This window comes from Actinomyces sp. Marseille-P3109, from assembly GCF_900323545.1.
Taxonomy (GTDB): domain Bacteria; phylum Actinomycetota; class Actinomycetes; order Actinomycetales; family Actinomycetaceae; genus Actinomyces.
Genome location: NZ_OOHN01000008.1, coordinates 296,700 through 311,175, shown reverse-complemented (window position 1 = coordinate 311,175; position 14,476 = coordinate 296,700). Strand labels below are relative to the sequence as shown.

The 14,476-nt window shown below is 68.8% G+C and carries 11 protein-coding genes; 8 read left to right on the top strand and 3 right to left on the bottom strand.

Going from position 1 to position 14,476, the window contains the following annotated elements; translation table 11 throughout:
• Nucleotides 1-7 precede the first annotated feature (7 nt).
• Nucleotides 8-1,051 (bottom strand): 5-dehydro-2-deoxygluconokinase, encoded by a 1,044-nt coding sequence (gene iolC, locus BQ8008_RS01550; protein ID WP_108832507.1) that lies wholly within the window; start codon nt 1,049-1,051, stop codon nt 8-10.
• A gap of 302 nt (nt 1,052-1,353) precedes the next feature.
• Here iolC and BQ8008_RS01545 point away from each other — a divergent pair, with 302 nt between their 5' ends.
• The 3 genes from BQ8008_RS01545 to iolG all read left to right on the top strand — a co-directional run bounded on the left by BQ8008_RS01545 (nt 1,354) and on the right by iolG (nt 4,506).
• A complete protein-coding gene (locus BQ8008_RS01545) occupies nt 1,354-2,106 on the top strand; it encodes a GntR family transcriptional regulator (RefSeq protein WP_108832506.1) in 753 nt (250 codons plus the stop codon).
• A 154-nt stretch (nt 2,107-2,260) separates the two neighbouring features.
• Nucleotides 2,261-3,337 (top strand): transaldolase family protein, encoded by a 1,077-nt coding sequence (locus BQ8008_RS01540; protein ID WP_108832505.1) that lies wholly within the window; start codon nt 2,261-2,263, stop codon nt 3,335-3,337.
• A gap of 179 nt (nt 3,338-3,516) precedes the next feature.
• Nucleotides 3,517-4,506, top strand: a complete 990-nt coding sequence (gene iolG / locus BQ8008_RS01535) for an inositol 2-dehydrogenase (RefSeq protein ID WP_108832504.1) — start codon at nt 3,517-3,519, stop codon at nt 4,504-4,506.
• 113 nt (nt 4,507-4,619) lie between these two features.
• On the opposite strand, the gene BQ8008_RS01530 is transcribed toward iolG, so the two are convergent.
• Nucleotides 4,620-5,582 carry an aldose-1-epimerase gene (locus BQ8008_RS01530; protein ID WP_108832503.1) on the bottom strand — a complete coding sequence of 321 codons (963 nt, stop codon included), beginning with the start codon at nt 5,580-5,582 and terminating at the stop codon, nt 4,620-4,622.
• A gap of 150 nt (nt 5,583-5,732) precedes the next feature.
• Nucleotides 5,733-6,788 (bottom strand): LacI family DNA-binding transcriptional regulator, encoded by a 1,056-nt coding sequence (locus BQ8008_RS01525; RefSeq protein ID WP_108832502.1) that lies wholly within the window; start codon nt 6,786-6,788, stop codon nt 5,733-5,735.
• 399 nt (nt 6,789-7,187) lie between these two features.
• Here BQ8008_RS01525 and BQ8008_RS01520 point away from each other — a divergent pair, with 399 nt between their 5' ends.
• From BQ8008_RS01520 to BQ8008_RS01500, 5 genes are all read left to right on the top strand, one after another.
• Nucleotides 7,188-8,384: a Gfo/Idh/MocA family protein gene (locus BQ8008_RS01520; RefSeq protein WP_108832501.1), complete on the top strand. Its 1,197-nt coding sequence runs from the start codon at nt 7,188-7,190 to the stop codon at nt 8,382-8,384.
• A 95-nt stretch (nt 8,385-8,479) separates the two neighbouring features.
• Nucleotides 8,480-10,135, top strand: a complete 1,656-nt coding sequence (locus BQ8008_RS01515; RefSeq protein WP_108832500.1) for an MFS transporter — start codon at nt 8,480-8,482, stop codon at nt 10,133-10,135.
• Nucleotides 10,136-10,384: 249 nt separating this feature from the next.
• Nucleotides 10,385-11,311 (top strand): myo-inosose-2 dehydratase, encoded by a 927-nt coding sequence (iolE, locus tag BQ8008_RS01510; protein ID WP_108832499.1) that lies wholly within the window; start codon nt 10,385-10,387, stop codon nt 11,309-11,311.
• Between the two features lie 496 nt (nt 11,312-11,807).
• Nucleotides 11,808-12,824, top strand: a complete 1,017-nt coding sequence (locus BQ8008_RS01505; RefSeq protein WP_108832498.1) for a LacI family DNA-binding transcriptional regulator — start codon at nt 11,808-11,810, stop codon at nt 12,822-12,824.
• Nucleotides 12,825-13,153: 329 nt separating this feature from the next.
• Complete coding sequence (locus BQ8008_RS01500; protein ID WP_325048079.1) at nt 13,154-14,461, top strand: Gfo/Idh/MocA family protein; 1,308 nt, start codon at nt 13,154-13,156, stop codon at nt 14,459-14,461.
• The last annotated feature ends 15 nt before the right edge of the window (nt 14,462-14,476 follow it).

Genomic DNA, 14,476 nt, shown 5'->3' with positions numbered 1-14,476 from the left:
GGTCTCCTCACAGGTCCGTCAGCCCCGGGGCGACCTCGTCGCGGCGGGCGCGCATGAGCTCGAGCAGCTCAGGCTCGGTGGGCATGGCAGTGGAGCACTCCAGGCGCGAGGAGACGATGGCTCCGGCGGTGGAGGCGGCGAAGATGGTCTTCTCCAGCGACCAGCCCGACAGCAGTCCGTGGCAGATGGCCCCGCCGAAGGCGTCCCCGGCGCCCAGGCCGTTCTTCGTGGTCACCGAGGTCACGGGCATCTCCACCCGCTCGTCGCGGGTCTTGGCCAGTGTCCCCTCCCGCCCCTGCTTGACGATGGCCAGCTCGACACCGGCCTCCAGGAGGGCGTCGGCGGCGCGCTCGGGGTCGCGCTCGCCGACAGCGACCTCGCACTCCTCACGGTTACCGATGGCGACGGTGACCTTGGGCAGGATCTTGGAGACCTCGCGGTGAGCGGTCTCCTCGTCCTTCCAGAACATGGGGCGGTAGTCGAGGTCGGCGATGGTGAAGCGCCGCCGGTCGCGGGCCCCCAGGGCCGCGTGATGGGCCGAGCGCGAGGGCTCCTTGCTCAGTCCGGTCACCGAGATCCAGAAGATGGAGGCGTCGCGAATGGCGTCGAGCGGCAGGTCCTCCCAGCTCAGCTCCAGGTCGGGGGCCGAGGGCTCGCGGTAGAAGTAGAGGGGAAAGTTGTCCGGCGGGAAGATCTCGCAGAAGGTGACCGGGGTGTTGTAGGCGGCCTTGGTGACGACATGGCGATCGTCAACTCCCAGACGGCGCATCTCGGTGTGCACGAAGCGCCCGAAGGGGTCGTTGCCCACGCCGGTGACGACAGCGGAGCTGTGCCCGTAGCGGGCGACGGCCACGGCCACGTTGGTGGGACTGCCTCCGAGGAACTTACCGAAACTCTCCACGTCCTCCAGGCCCACACCGACCTGGAGCGGGTAGATGTCAATACCGCAACGTCCGATGGTCAGGACGTCAAGCGGTTCCTGATTCCCGGACCGCATCTCGGGCACAGCCGCTCGGGTCGTCTCGCTGGTTGCAGTCGTTGCTGTCGTCACGGTGATCGCGTCTCCACATCCTTGGGGCCCGCAGGACTCCAGGAGTGGGGCCTGCGCCAGGCGTCACTGCGAAGCCTGCCTCACAGAGAGACTCCAGGTCAAGCATTTGTCAGAACATTTGACGTCAGATAATCCTGAGATCAGCCGGACCTCACCTGCCGCACGACACTCCCCCGGCAGACCCGACGACGACGACGGCGACAGCCGCCCCCACCACAGCCATCATGACGACGGTGCGTGACATCGGCGCGCGCCATCCGTATGCTCAAGGCATTATCACGTCTGACGCACAGGCTTATCTCATGTCCGATTCAGCACCCCCTTTTGCCCTTGACATCACGATCGACCGCGGCTCCAAGACGCCGCTGCACACGCAAATTTCCGAGCCTTTGGCCTCACTCATCCTCGATGGCACACTGCCTGCCGGCACCCGGCTTGAGGATGAGCTCTCCATGGCCAAGCGCCTGGAGGTCTCCCGCCCCACGGCACGTCAGGCCCTCCAGCACCTGGTGGACCGCGGCCTGGTCAAGCGCCGTCGGGGCGTGGGCACGATCGTCTCCCCCATGCACGTACACCGGCCGATGCAGCTGACCAGCCTCCTGTCGGACCTGTCCGCGGCCGGCCACACGACCTCCACCACCGTCCTGGACTACACCGAGCACGAGGCCGACGCCGAGGACGCCGAGCACCTCGAGGTGGAGGAGGGCACCGCCGTCATCTCCTGCACCCGTATCCGCTGCGCCGACGGCGAGCCGATCGCGGTCCTGTCCAACCTCATACCGGCCTCCATCGCCCCCACCCTCGAGGAGCTGGAGGCCGGAGGGCTCTACGACCTCCTGCGCGCCCAGGACATCATTCCCACCACCGCCAAGCAGGTCATCGGCGCCCGCAACGCCACCACCCGCGAGGCAGACCTGCTCAACGAGCGTCGTCGCGCCGCCCTGCTGACCGCCACCCGCACCACTTACGACCAGTCGGGTCGCGTCATTGAGTACGGCCAGCACATCTACCGCGCCTCGCGCTACACCTTCGAAACCTCCCTGTTCTCGAGCTAGCTCTCCCGCCGGTGGCGGCACCGTGCACCCCTCCCAGAAATCTTTGTCCTGACAATTTGTTGACAGACGACGTCGGACACACTTCAATAGGGGCTACCGGACCGCGGCTGCAAGGACGCCTGCGCGGACGAACCCGAAAGAGAGCACAGAACAGATGAGTATCGAATACACTGCCGGCCCCCTTCTCGACGCTGCTCGCAACACGCCCACCGCGCTGTGGAACGACTCGGCCGACCCCGACGAGCTGCGCCAGTCGATCTCCTTCGGTGGCGTGGGCGCCACCTGCAACCCCACCATCGCCTACACCTGCATCAACCAGCGCAAGGAGGTGTGGCTCCCCCGCATCACCGAGCTCGCCGAGGAGATGCCCGAGGCCACCGAGTCCGAGATCGGCTGGCAGGTCGTGCGTGAGATGAGCATCGAGGCCGCCAAGCTGCTCGAGCCCATCTTCGAGGAGCACAAGGGGCGCAACGGCCGTCTGTCCATGCAGACCGACCCGCGGCTGGCCCGCAGCGCCAAGGCCCTGGCCGACCAGGCCGAGGAGTTCTCGAACCTGGCCAAGAACATCATCGTCAAGATCCCCGCCACCTCCGTGGGCGTCAAGGCCATCGAGGACGCCACCTACCGGGGCGTGTCGGTCAACGTGACGGTCTCCTTCTCGGTGCCCCAGGCCGTGGCCACCGGTGAGGCCATCGAGCGCGGTCTCAAGCGCCGCGAGGCCGAGGGCAAGGACGTCTCCACCATGGGGCCGGTCGTCACTCTCATGGGTGGCCGCCTGGACGACTGGCTCAAGATCGTGGCCAAGCGGGACAAGCTCTTCCTCGACCCCGGCCACTTGGAGTGGGGCGGCGTGGCCGCCCTCAAGCGCGCCTACCAGGAGTTCCAGGCCCGTGGCCTGCGCGCCCGCGTTCTGTCGGCCGCCTTCCGCAACGTGCTGCAGTGGTCCGAGCTGGTCGGCGGCGACCTGGTCGTCTCCCCGCCCTTCGCCTGGCAGAAGCTCATCAACGACTCCGGCTACAAGGTCGTCGAGCGCATCGACGAGCCCGTCGCCCCCGAGATCATGGAGACGCTCCTGTCCATCCCCGAGTTCGTGCGCGCCTACGAGCCCGACGGCATGACGCCCGAGGAGTTCGACTCCTTCGGTGCCACCCGCCGCACCCTGCGCGGGTTCCTCCAGGCAGACGCCGACCTGGACGCCCTGGTGCGCGACGTCATCATGCCCCAGCCCTGAGCGGCCCCGATCCGGCTCGGCCGGGCCCCGGTGGGAGCCCGGTCGGCCACCGGCGGCGCCCGCCGCACCAGGCGGGTCGACGACACGCCCAGACACGTTCCGCGTCGTCGCCCCTCCCCCACCACGTTCACCATCAACTCACCAGCTCAGACACACCCTCACACGCAGAAGGAGCAAGGATGCTCTCCATCGCCGTCATCGGCGCCGGCCGCATCGGCCACGTCCACGCCAAGACCATCGCCGCCCACCCCCAGGCCGAGCTCGCGCTGGTCTGCGACCCCTTCGAGGACGCCGCCGAGAAGCTCGCCGCCTCCTACGGGGCCCGGTCCTGCAAGGACGCCGAGGAGGTCTTCGCCGACCCCGAGATCGACGCCGTCATCGTCGGCTCGCCCACGCCGCTGCACATCCCCCACCTGCTGGCCGCCGCCAAGAACGGCAAGGCGGTCCTGTGCGAGAAGCCGATCGCCCTGGACATGAAGGACGTCGAGGCGGCTCAGGCCGAGCTCGACGCTGTCACGGTGCCCGTCATGTTCGGCTTCAACCGCCGTTTCGACCCCAGCTTCGCCGCTGCCCGCGCCGCGGTCGAGGCCGGCAGGATCGGTGACATCGAGCAGCTGACCATCATCAGCCGCGACCCGGCCGCCCCGCCGGCGGAGTACATCAAGGTCTCCGGCGGCATCTTCCGCGACATGACCATCCACGACTTCGACACCGCCCGCTTCTTCCTGGGCGAGATCGAGGAGGTCTATGCCGCCGGGCAGAACCTCGACCCCGCCCTGAAGGACACCGGCGACTTCGACGCCGCCGTCGTCACCCTCAAGGCCGCCTCGGGCGCCGTGGCCACCATCATCAACAACCGCCACTGCTCCTCCGGCTACGACCAGCGCCTGGAGGCATCCGGGCGCGAGGGCGCCCTGTTCGCCGAGAACATCCGGGCCACCACGGTGCGGCTGTCCAACGGCGAGGTCACCGACGCCCAGGAGCCCTACCTCGACTTCTTCCTGGAGCGCTACGCCGACGCCTACCGCATCGAGCTGAGCGCCTTCATCGAGGCCGTCGAGGCCGGCACCACGCCTCCCACCGGTATCGGGGACGCCGTCGCCGCCCTGCGCCTGGCCGAGGCCGCCACGGAGTCGGCCCACTCCGGTCAGCCGGTGCGCCTGAGCTGACACTCGGGCGAAGCGCGCGCCTGTAGTCGCCGGTGGGCGTCGTCGAGCGATCCGTCTCGACGGCGCCCACCGCGCATTCTCGGTGTTTGCGGGATCAGCAGGCTGCTTGCGGCTCAGTCCTCCTCGCGCAGGCAGTAGGTGAAGGAGTGGGACTGCCCCACCGCCAGGGTGATGAGGTCCTCACCGCTGTTGAAGGCGTTGGGCGGGCAGGTCATGGGCTCGATGGCCACCCCTGGGCGGGAGAGCTCGTCAGCGGTGTAGGCCTGCACCCAAGGGGTGTCCGAGCTCATGACGACGGCGCGGTTTCCCTGCCCGCCGCGCAGACTCACCTCCCAGGTCCCCTCGGGCAGGGAGGTATAGGCGTTGTCCGTCCGGGTGGCACCGACGAGCCGGCCCTGGCGCCAGTCCCAGTCGGTGCCCTCCACGCCGCGCCGGTGCGTGGGCGCCATGTGCTCGTCGACGTCGAGGACCTCGGCCGCCGGGATGGTCAGGACACAGTCGTCCAAGGGCACCGAGCGGGTCAGGTAGGGGTGGCAGGAGACGCCGTAGGGGGCGGGGGCGGGCTCGCCGTCGACCTCAGGGGCTCCGGGAACCGGTGGGGCGGGGTGGGCCGCGCCGACGTTGGTGGCGGTCACCGTGACGCTCAGGCCCTGTTCGGCATCGAGCTGGAAGCGGGCGCTGGCCTCCAGGCTCCACGGGTAGCCGTAGGAGGCGAGCAGGCTCAGCTCGAGGACGACCTGGCTGCGGGGCGCGCCGTCATCGGGGCCGGAGGGGTCGTCATCGGTGACCTGCCAGTCCATCCATCCGGCCAGACCGTGCAAGGCCGAGCCGCTGGCTGGCTCGTTGCAGGCCACGAGGAACTCGGCTCCTCCGTAGCTGTAGCGGGCCCCGGCGATGCGGTTGGCCCATGGCAGGAGAGTCTTGCCCTGCCAGCCGGCGGGCAGCGTGGCCTCGGCGTCGAAGGGCATGATGAGGTCGCGTCCCTGACGGCGCAGGTGGACGAGCATGGCACCCGACGAGGCGATGCGCGCCTCGTAGTCGCCGGCAACCAGGTCGATGAGTTCTCCGTTGATCATGGTTCCTGTCCCAGTGTGCGGGGGCCTTGACCCCACAGTATTGGCATGATGGTTGGCCTTACGGTACGCCACAGGCGCTTAGTCGTACGGTGTCAGATACGGACTGCAGCACGGGCCTGGCCCCGACACCCACACGTCGACTCCCACGACTCACGCAGCGCGGGCCGTCGTGTCCCGAACGACCAGGTCGGGTACCACCCGATAGAGGCGCCCTCCCAGGCGCCGGTTCTCACCGGCCACCTCTGCCGGGATCTGGCCGTCCTGGTCGAGGTGCATGCGGGCCAGCAGCGCCCGCACCGCCACCTCGGCGATGAGACCGGCGTCCTGGCGCACCGTGGTCAGGGAGAAGGCCGAGGCCGCCGTCACCGGGATGCCGTCGTATCCGGTCACGGCCACGTCCTGCGGCACTCGCACGCCCTGGCGACGCAGCTCCATGAGAGCCCCGACGGCGCAGTGGTCGTTGAAGCACAGCAGCGCCTCGGGCAGCTCACCGGCCTCAATGAGGCGGCGGGCCGCCATCGCGCCGCTGTCCTCGTCGCCTCCCCCGGGCACCACCCGTGCACTGCCCCCCAGGCCGCGCTGCTCCATGGCCTCACCGAAGCGCCTCACCCGTCGTTTCGCAGCGGTCTCCTGGCCGCCGTCCACATGGCTGATGCGACGGCGCCCGGTGTCGACCAGATGATCGACGAGTAGCTGGATGCCGACGTCGTCGCGTGAGTGGATCTCGTCGACGTCGCTCAGCTCGGTGCTGCTGCCGATGAGCACCGCCGGGGTGCGGTTCACGATGCGGGCCAGGGCGTCCACGGAGATGTCGGGGTCAATGAGGATGATGCCCTCGCAGCGCTCCAGCAGCAGGGAGCGCAGCCCATCGGCCACGTCGCGGTGCGGGGTGGAGGTGGCCAGGACCAGTGCGTGCCCCAGAGAGGAGGCCGCCTGATAGAGCCCGTCCACGACGAGTCCCTGGTAGGCCTGCCCGACGGCGAAGCTGGCACCGATGAGCCCGGTGTGGCTGCGGCGCAGGAACTGGGCGCGCGGGTCCGCCTGGTAGCCGAGCTCGGCGGCGATGCGCAGGATCTCCTGGCGGGTCTTCCTGGCGACGCCGTCGGAACCGTTGAGAGCCGCCGAGACGGTGGAGATGGAGCGTCCGGCGCGCTCGGCCACAGTCCTGATCGTGACTCGGCCGTCGCGTCCTCGAGGCCCTTTCACCGCAGACACCTCCCTTCCCACACCGTTGTGTCTACCGATCCCGCACATTGCGCGAGCCCCGGCGCCCGACATCGGGCACCGTTCGCCCCATCGTAGCCGACAACGCCGTTTCAGCAGGTAGATGACCACTCATAGGTCCGCGCTATCTCGCCTGTCGACCACATCCGGGACCTGGTCGAGTGGCACACGACCCGCAACGACATGCGGATGGAGGGCATTCGAGCAGGGCCCGACAAGGCCCTGAGTCACACTGACGGGATTCACATCTATATTTCAGCTTGTCAGGACAAAGGCGGTCTGATATCTTCCGGTGACGTCATTAACGACGGGTGCTTCCCGGGCCTTCCAGGCGCACCTCCATACACGCAGCAGCCGACAGTGTTGTCGGAAAGGAACGTTATGACCAACAAGAGAATACTGGGCATCGGAGTCATCTCCCTGGGGTGGATGGGACGGCTTCATGCCCGCAGCTACCGCGCCATCGCCGAGCGCTTCCCCGAGCTGGGTGTGGTCCCACGTCTGGTCGCAGCCGCAGACCCGGTGGACCAGGTGCGCCAGGAGGCGGTGGACAACCTGGGTTTCGAACGCGCCTACGCCGACTACCGCGAGCTGCTGGCCGACCCCGAGGTGGAGGCCGTCTCCATCTGCGCCCCCAACTTCCTCCACCACGAGATGGCCCTGGAGGCCGTCAAGGCCGGCAAGCCCTTCTGGATCGAGAAGCCCATGGGGGTCAGCGCCGCGCAGTCCCGCGAGATCGCCCAGGCCGCCGAGAAGGCGGACCTCGTCACCGCCGTCGGCTTCAATTACCGCCACACCCCGGCGATCGAGTACATGCGCTCCCTGGTGCGGGGCGGCGAGCTCGGCCGCATCACCAACGTGCGCGTCTGGTTCATCGCCGACTACAACTCCTCACCCCTGGGCCCCCTGACCTGGCGGGCCTCGAGGGAGAAGGCCGGGGCCGGCGTCGTCCCCGACCTCATGAGCCACGGGGCGGACCTGGCCCAGTACATCGTGGGACGCATCGCCTCGGTCACGGCGGTCACCGACACCTTCATCACCGAGCGCCCCATCCCCACCAAGATGGGCATCGGACACTCCGGCTTCGAGATCGGCGATGAGGTTGGCCCAGTGGAGAACGAGGACTACGTCTCCATGCTGGTGCGCTTCGAGGACGGCACCGTGGGCACCATGGAGTCCTCCCGCGTCAGCGTCGGCCCGCGCGCCGAGTACGTCGTCGAGGTCTACGGCACGAAGGGCTCAGCCCGGTGGAACTTCGAGCGCCTCAACGAGCTGGAGATCTGCCCCGTGCTCGACGGCGGAGCCTCCCACGGCTACACCCGCGCCATGGCCGGTCCCCAGTGGGGTCAGTGGCAGCGCTTCCAGCCGGCCATCGGCACCTCCATGGGTTTCGACGACATGAAGGCCATCGAGGCGGCGCAGTTCATCGAGTCGATCATCACCGGAGAGCAGCTCGCCCCCTCGGCCGCCGACGCCTGGTGCGCCGCGGAGGTCGACGAGGCCGTCGTCGCCTCGGCCGCCGACGGCCAGTGGCATGAGATTCCCCGCGTCGAGGGCCGGACCACTTTCGACGCCTGAGACGACCTCTCCGTACCCCCCATACACCAACACACATCACATCCACCACAACAATCCTGCGGCACCGTCGCCGCAGGCCCGAGAGGAGACCCCCCATGCTAGAGGGAGTCACGACGTCCCTGCGCGGACTCACCAGAGAAGAGCTCGATAAGGCGGTGGCCAAGACCCCGGCCTCGGGCAAGCACCGCGGCGTTGTCGCCATCGCCGCCGTGGCCACGCTCGGCTCACTGCTCTTCGGCTACGACACCGGCGTCATCTCCGGCGCCCTGCCGTACATGTACATGCCCTTCGCCGCCAAGGGGCTCCAGCTGACCTCCTTCGAGGAAGGTGCCATCGGAGGCACCCTGCTGGTCGGGGCCGCTCTGGGCGCACTGCTCGGCGGACTCATGTCGGACCGCTGGGGCAGGCGCCACAACATCACCGTCCTGGCCATCCTGTTCTTCGTCGGCGCGATCGGAACCACCGTCGCCCCCAACGTGTGGGTCATGTACCCCTTCCGCGTCGTCCTGGGCTTCGCCGTCGGAGCCGCCTCCGCAACCGTCCCCGTCTACCTGGCGGAGACCGCCCCCAAACGCATCCGCGGCTCCATCGTGGCCATCGACCAGCTCATGATCGTCACCGGCCAGCTGCTCGCCTTCTCGATGAACGCCATCATCAACTCCCTCCAGGGCGGCCCGAAGATCACCATCGCCAACGACCCCAGCGGGCACTTCTCCCCCGGCACCTACGTCTTCGACGAGATCACCAAGCTCCAGGCCTCCAAGGGCGGCCCGATGACCGGCGCCGAGTACCACGCCTTCCTCGACCAGCTCAGCATCAGCGCCGGTAACGGCGAGGCCTGGCGCTACATGCTCGTCCTGTGCTCCATCCCGGCCGTGGCCCTGTGGATCGGCATCCGTCTCATGCCGGAGTCCTCGCGCTGGTACCTGGCCAAGGAGCGCCTCTACGACGCCATCGGCTCCCTCAAGCGCGTACGCGTTCCTGAGAAGGACGGCCCCATCGAGGACGAGATCATGGAGATGGTCGAGGCCCGCCAGCACGAGAAGGAGGAGGAGTCCCAGCGCAAGGGCTTCAGCCATGTCATGGCCACGCCCTGGCTGCGCAAGCTGCTCCTGGTCGGCATCTTCCTGGCCGTGGTCAACCAGACCACCGGCGTCAACACCGTCATGTACTACGCCCCCAAGGTGCTGGAGTACGCCGGCATGTCCACCTCGGCCTCCATCACCGCGCAGGTGGCCAACGGCGTCATGTCGGTCATCGGCTCGGCCATCGGTATCTGGCTCATCCTGAAGTTCCGGCGCCGCCAGGTGCTCATCGGCGACGTCATCGGCGTGGGCATCACCCTGCTGGGCATCGCCGCGACCTTCCAGTTCTTCATCGCCCCGCACATGGCGAACCACACCACCCCGCCCACCTGGGCCGCCTACCTCATCCTGGGGCTCATGTCCGTCTTCATGCTCATCGTGCAGTCCTCCAACGGCACGATCGTGTGGACGATGATGGGCGAGATCTTCCCGGCCAACGTCCGCGGCATCATGAACGGCACGGCGATCTTCTGCATGTGGACCGCCAACGCCATCATCACCTGGACCTTCCCGCCGATGATGGAGACCCTGGGCGGCGGCATCACCTACACCATCTACGGTGTGCTCAACCTGGTCGTGGCCGTCATCCTGTTCAAGATCATGCCGGAGACCAAGGACAAGTCCCTGGAGGAGATCGAGGTCGAGATGGAGAAGCTCTACTCCTGACCTCACCCCAGCGACACGCGCTCCCGGGAGGCGATTTTGAGGCTTGTCAGGACAAAGTCCTGTTGCTAGGTTCGTTGCACGGGCCAAACGCCCGGCACCGGCGCCGGCACCCGCCTCCCGGGAGCACCCCGTCCGCGACCACGATCCAATGGCGCACCAGCCACCGGCTCATGGCCCACCACTCGCCCACTGACCATCACCACACCAGCAAGACACCCGGCTAGACCCACAACCAGACACGGAGCAACGATGTCCTTCACCCTCGACCCCGCAACCGCCATCTCCGACCCTCACGGCATCTCCTGGGGCATGCACCCGATCACCTGGCGCAATGACGACATCCCCGAGGTCGGCGCCTTCAACACCCTGGAGGACATGCTCCTCGACCTGGCCGACACCGGCTTCGCGGGCACCGAGTGCGCCGGCTTCTTCCCGCCCAAGGAAGAGGTCAAGGCCGCCGCCGAGGCCCGCGGCATCAAGATCGTCGCCCAGTGGTTCTCCTCCTTCATCCTGCGCGACGGCGTCGAGGCCGTCATCCCCGACTTCGAGGCCACCTGCGCCTACCTGGAGTACCTGGGTGCCTCCCGCGTCGTCGTCTCCGAGCAGACCGGCTCGGTCCAGGGCATCCGCGACGTCTGCATCTTCACCAACAAGCCGGTGCTCACCGAGGAGCAGTGGCCGGTTCTGGCCAAGGGCCTCAACCGCCTGGGCGACGTCGCCCACGCCCACGGCCTCGAGCTCGTCTACCACCACCACCTGGGCACGGTCATCCAGACCAAGGAGGAGACCATCCGCCTCATGGAGCTGACCGACCCGGCCAAGGTCTCGCTCCTGTTCGACACCGGCCACGCCTACGTGGGCGACGGCGACGTCATGGGCCTGCTGGAGGCCACCATCGACCGCATCAAGCACGTCCACTTCAAGGACGTGCGCCCCGAGAAGATGGAGGAGTCCAGGGCCGCCGAGCGCTCCTTCCTCGACTCCTTCCTGGCGGGCATGTTCACCGTCCCCGGTGACGGCACCATCGACTTCACCGTGCCCTACACGTTCCTGGTGGACCACGGCTACCGCGACTGGATCCTGGTGGAGGCCGAGCAGGACCCGGCCATCGCCAACCCCCTGGAGTACGCCCGCAAGGCGCGCGCCTACCTTGAGGGCACGCTCTTCAAGGCCTGAGACGTCGCGGGGTTCGCACGGGCTCCCCCTCCGGGCGGACCCCACCGGCTGACGCCTCACCTCGACGCTCCCGACCACCAGCGGTCGGGAGCGTCGTCGTGCTGAGACGTTGCGTCCTGGGGACTGCGTTTCGCCTTGAGGACGTACCTTCACCCCAAACGGCGACGACACGACCACAGTCATCTGCGGCAGAACGCAGTCCTCACGCGAAAAGTACGTTCCCGATCGAGATCATCCCCGCGCAGGAGCAGCGGTTCTGGGCTGCTTCACGGGATCGGGACCCAGCGCGCCGCTCTTCAGGTCTACCCGCTCACCACGACCTTGCCCACGGCGGGGCTCATCATCCTCGGTATCTCCGGGCTCGCGGCACTGCTGCACACCGCTCCGGCTCACCCTTGACGCGGCCCGTCAGCCTGTAGCCTGCGCAGTACTCGGGCGCGTACGTGAGCACGCCCCGCAGTAGACGGCCCGGCACTGGAGGAAGCAGGAGGAGACGGTGACCAAGGCTCATGCCGCCACCCAGAGCGACGTCGCACGCGCCGCCGGGGTCTCGCGCAGCCTGGTCTCCCTGGCCCTGAGCGGCTCCCCCAAGGTCGCCGCCGGCACCCGCGAGCGCATCGAGGAGGTGGCCGCCTCCCTCGGCTACCGGGTCAACGTCTCGGCCTCCTCGCTGGCCCGCAAGCGCTCGAGCATCATCGGCCTGGTGCTGCCCAACCTGCGCAACGCCTTCTTCGAGCAGGTCGCGGCCTGCCTGGGCCGGGCGGCCGCGCAGCGCGGCCTCACCCTGTTCGTCACGGTCGGCTCCGACCAGCCGGAGGTCCTGCACCAGGCCATCGAGAGCCTGCTCGGCGTCCGTGTTGCGGGCATCGTGCTCGTCTCGCCCTGGCTGCCCGGTGAGGACCTGCTGGCCATCGGCGAGGAGGTGCCCGTGTGCGTCGTCGGGCGGCGCAGTCCCGGCGGGCGGGTCGACTCCGTGCGGGTCGACGAGCAGGCCGCCGCCCGCCTCCTCGTCGACCACCTGGCGGACCTGGGTATGCGCACCATCTGCTACATCGGCCCGCGCCTGACCGACGCGGCCTCCCGTCACGACCGTGAGCACTCGCTGGTCCGGGCGGCTGAGACCGCCGGGCTGGCCTTCGAGGTGCGCAGCTGCGGCGAGGACGCCGGCCCCGCCACCCGGGCCGCGCTGCACGATCATCCCGAGCCGCTGGGTCTGGTCGTGCACAACGACGTCCTGGCCATCGACGCCGTGCCCGTCCTGCGCGAGAGCCGCCGTGAGCCCGGGGCCGACGTCGCCCTGGCCTCCTACGACAACACCTACCTGGCCCTGCGCGAGGAGTTCTCCCTGACCAGCATCGACCAGCCCGAGGACCTCCTGGGCGAGCACGCAGTGGACCTGGTGTGCCGCCGCGCCGGGCTCGCGCCCGACGACGGACCGGACACCGGAACCGAGGCCCGCAGTGTGATCCTGGAGCCCGAGCTGGTCACCCGAGCCTCCTCCTTGGGACGCTGACGACCGCCCCCAGCGAGGAACCGGCGGCAAGCCTGGCATCGCACGTTTCATCGGTGACGACCACCCCACCCAGCGCGGAACCGGCTCCCGCGCCGCCCGACGTCGGACAGCGAGGGCACCATGAGTCGTCTCCCCGACCGGGGACCACGGTCCCAGCCTCTCCGCCCGCCCCTCAGAACGGCCTCCTTTGTCAGGATGAAGTTCTCCTCAACGGTTGACATCACCACCACACGAACGCAGACTGAAGTCATGAGTTCACGCGCGTGAATTCATGTGAGCACATGCTTCAACCAGTCACCCGCTCGTCAATGAGGACACCCGAGGCAACCATGAGCACCACTCCCCTGTCAGTCGCCGTCATCGGTGCCGGAATGGCCGGCACCACCCACGCCAACGCCTGGCGACAGGTCGGCACCGTCTTCGACCTGGGCCTGCCGCGGGTCCGCCTGCACACCATCGCCGACGCCTACCTCCCCTTCGCCGAGGACGCCGCCCAGCGCTACGGCTACGAGCGCGCCGTGGACGACTGGCGCACCGTGGCCGAGGACCCGGACATCGACATCGTCTCCATCGTGGTGGGCAACGCCCTGCACCGCGAGATCGCCGAGGCCCTCATCAGGGCAGGCAAGCACGTCCTGTGCGAGAAGCCCCTGGCGGACACGCTCGAGTCCGCCCGCGCCATGGCGCAGGCGGAGAAGGAGGCCGGCGTCGTCACCGGCGTGGGCTTCACCTACCGCCGCAACGCCGCCGTGGCCGAGCTCGCCAAGCTCGTCGCCGAGGGCCACCTGGGCGAGGTCAACCACTTCGACGGCCGCTACTGGTGCGACTACGGCGTCGACCCGGCCACGCCCATGGCCTGGCGCTACAAGGGCCCCATGGGCTCGGGGGCCCTGGGCGACGTCGGCAGCCACCTCATCGACACCGCCGAGGTCATCTGCGGACCCATCGTCTCGGTCTCCGGCGCCGCCATGATGACCTCCATCAAGGAGCGCCCCGTGGCCACCGGCCACGTCACCCGCGGCACCGCCCTCGACACCGGCGACTCCGACAACGTCACCTACGAACCGGTGGAGAACGACGACGTCGCCACCTTCACCGCGCACTTCGCCAGCGGCGCCGTGGGCACCTTCTCCTGCTCGCGCGTGGCCTGGGGACTGCCCAACTCCCTCATGGTCGACGTGCTGGGCACCAAGGGCCGCGCCTCCTGGGACCTGGCCCGCTGCGGTGAGATCAAGATCGACGACGTCAACTCGCCGGCCGGCCTGGGCGGGGCCCGCCGCGTCCTGGTCAACCCCGACTTCCCCTACTTCGCCCGCGGCTCCTCCATGGCCTTCGGCGGGGTCGGACTGACCCAGATCGAGCAGTTCACCTACCAGGCCCACGCCTTCCTCCAGCAGGTCGCGGGCGTGACGCCCGAGCAGGGGGCGCTGCCGCCCTGCGCCAGCTTCGCCGACGGCTACCGCGAGATGCTCCTGGCCGACGCCGTGGCCCGATCGGCCGCGACCGGGGGCGCCGCCGTCGACGTCACGGACCTGCCCGAGCTCGCGAGTCGCGGCCGATCGGGCCACGGCGTCGGCCAGGAGCATCTCGCGGTAGCCGTCGACGTCACGGACCTGCCCGAGCTCGCGAGCCTGTGAGGCCCGCCCGCCGTC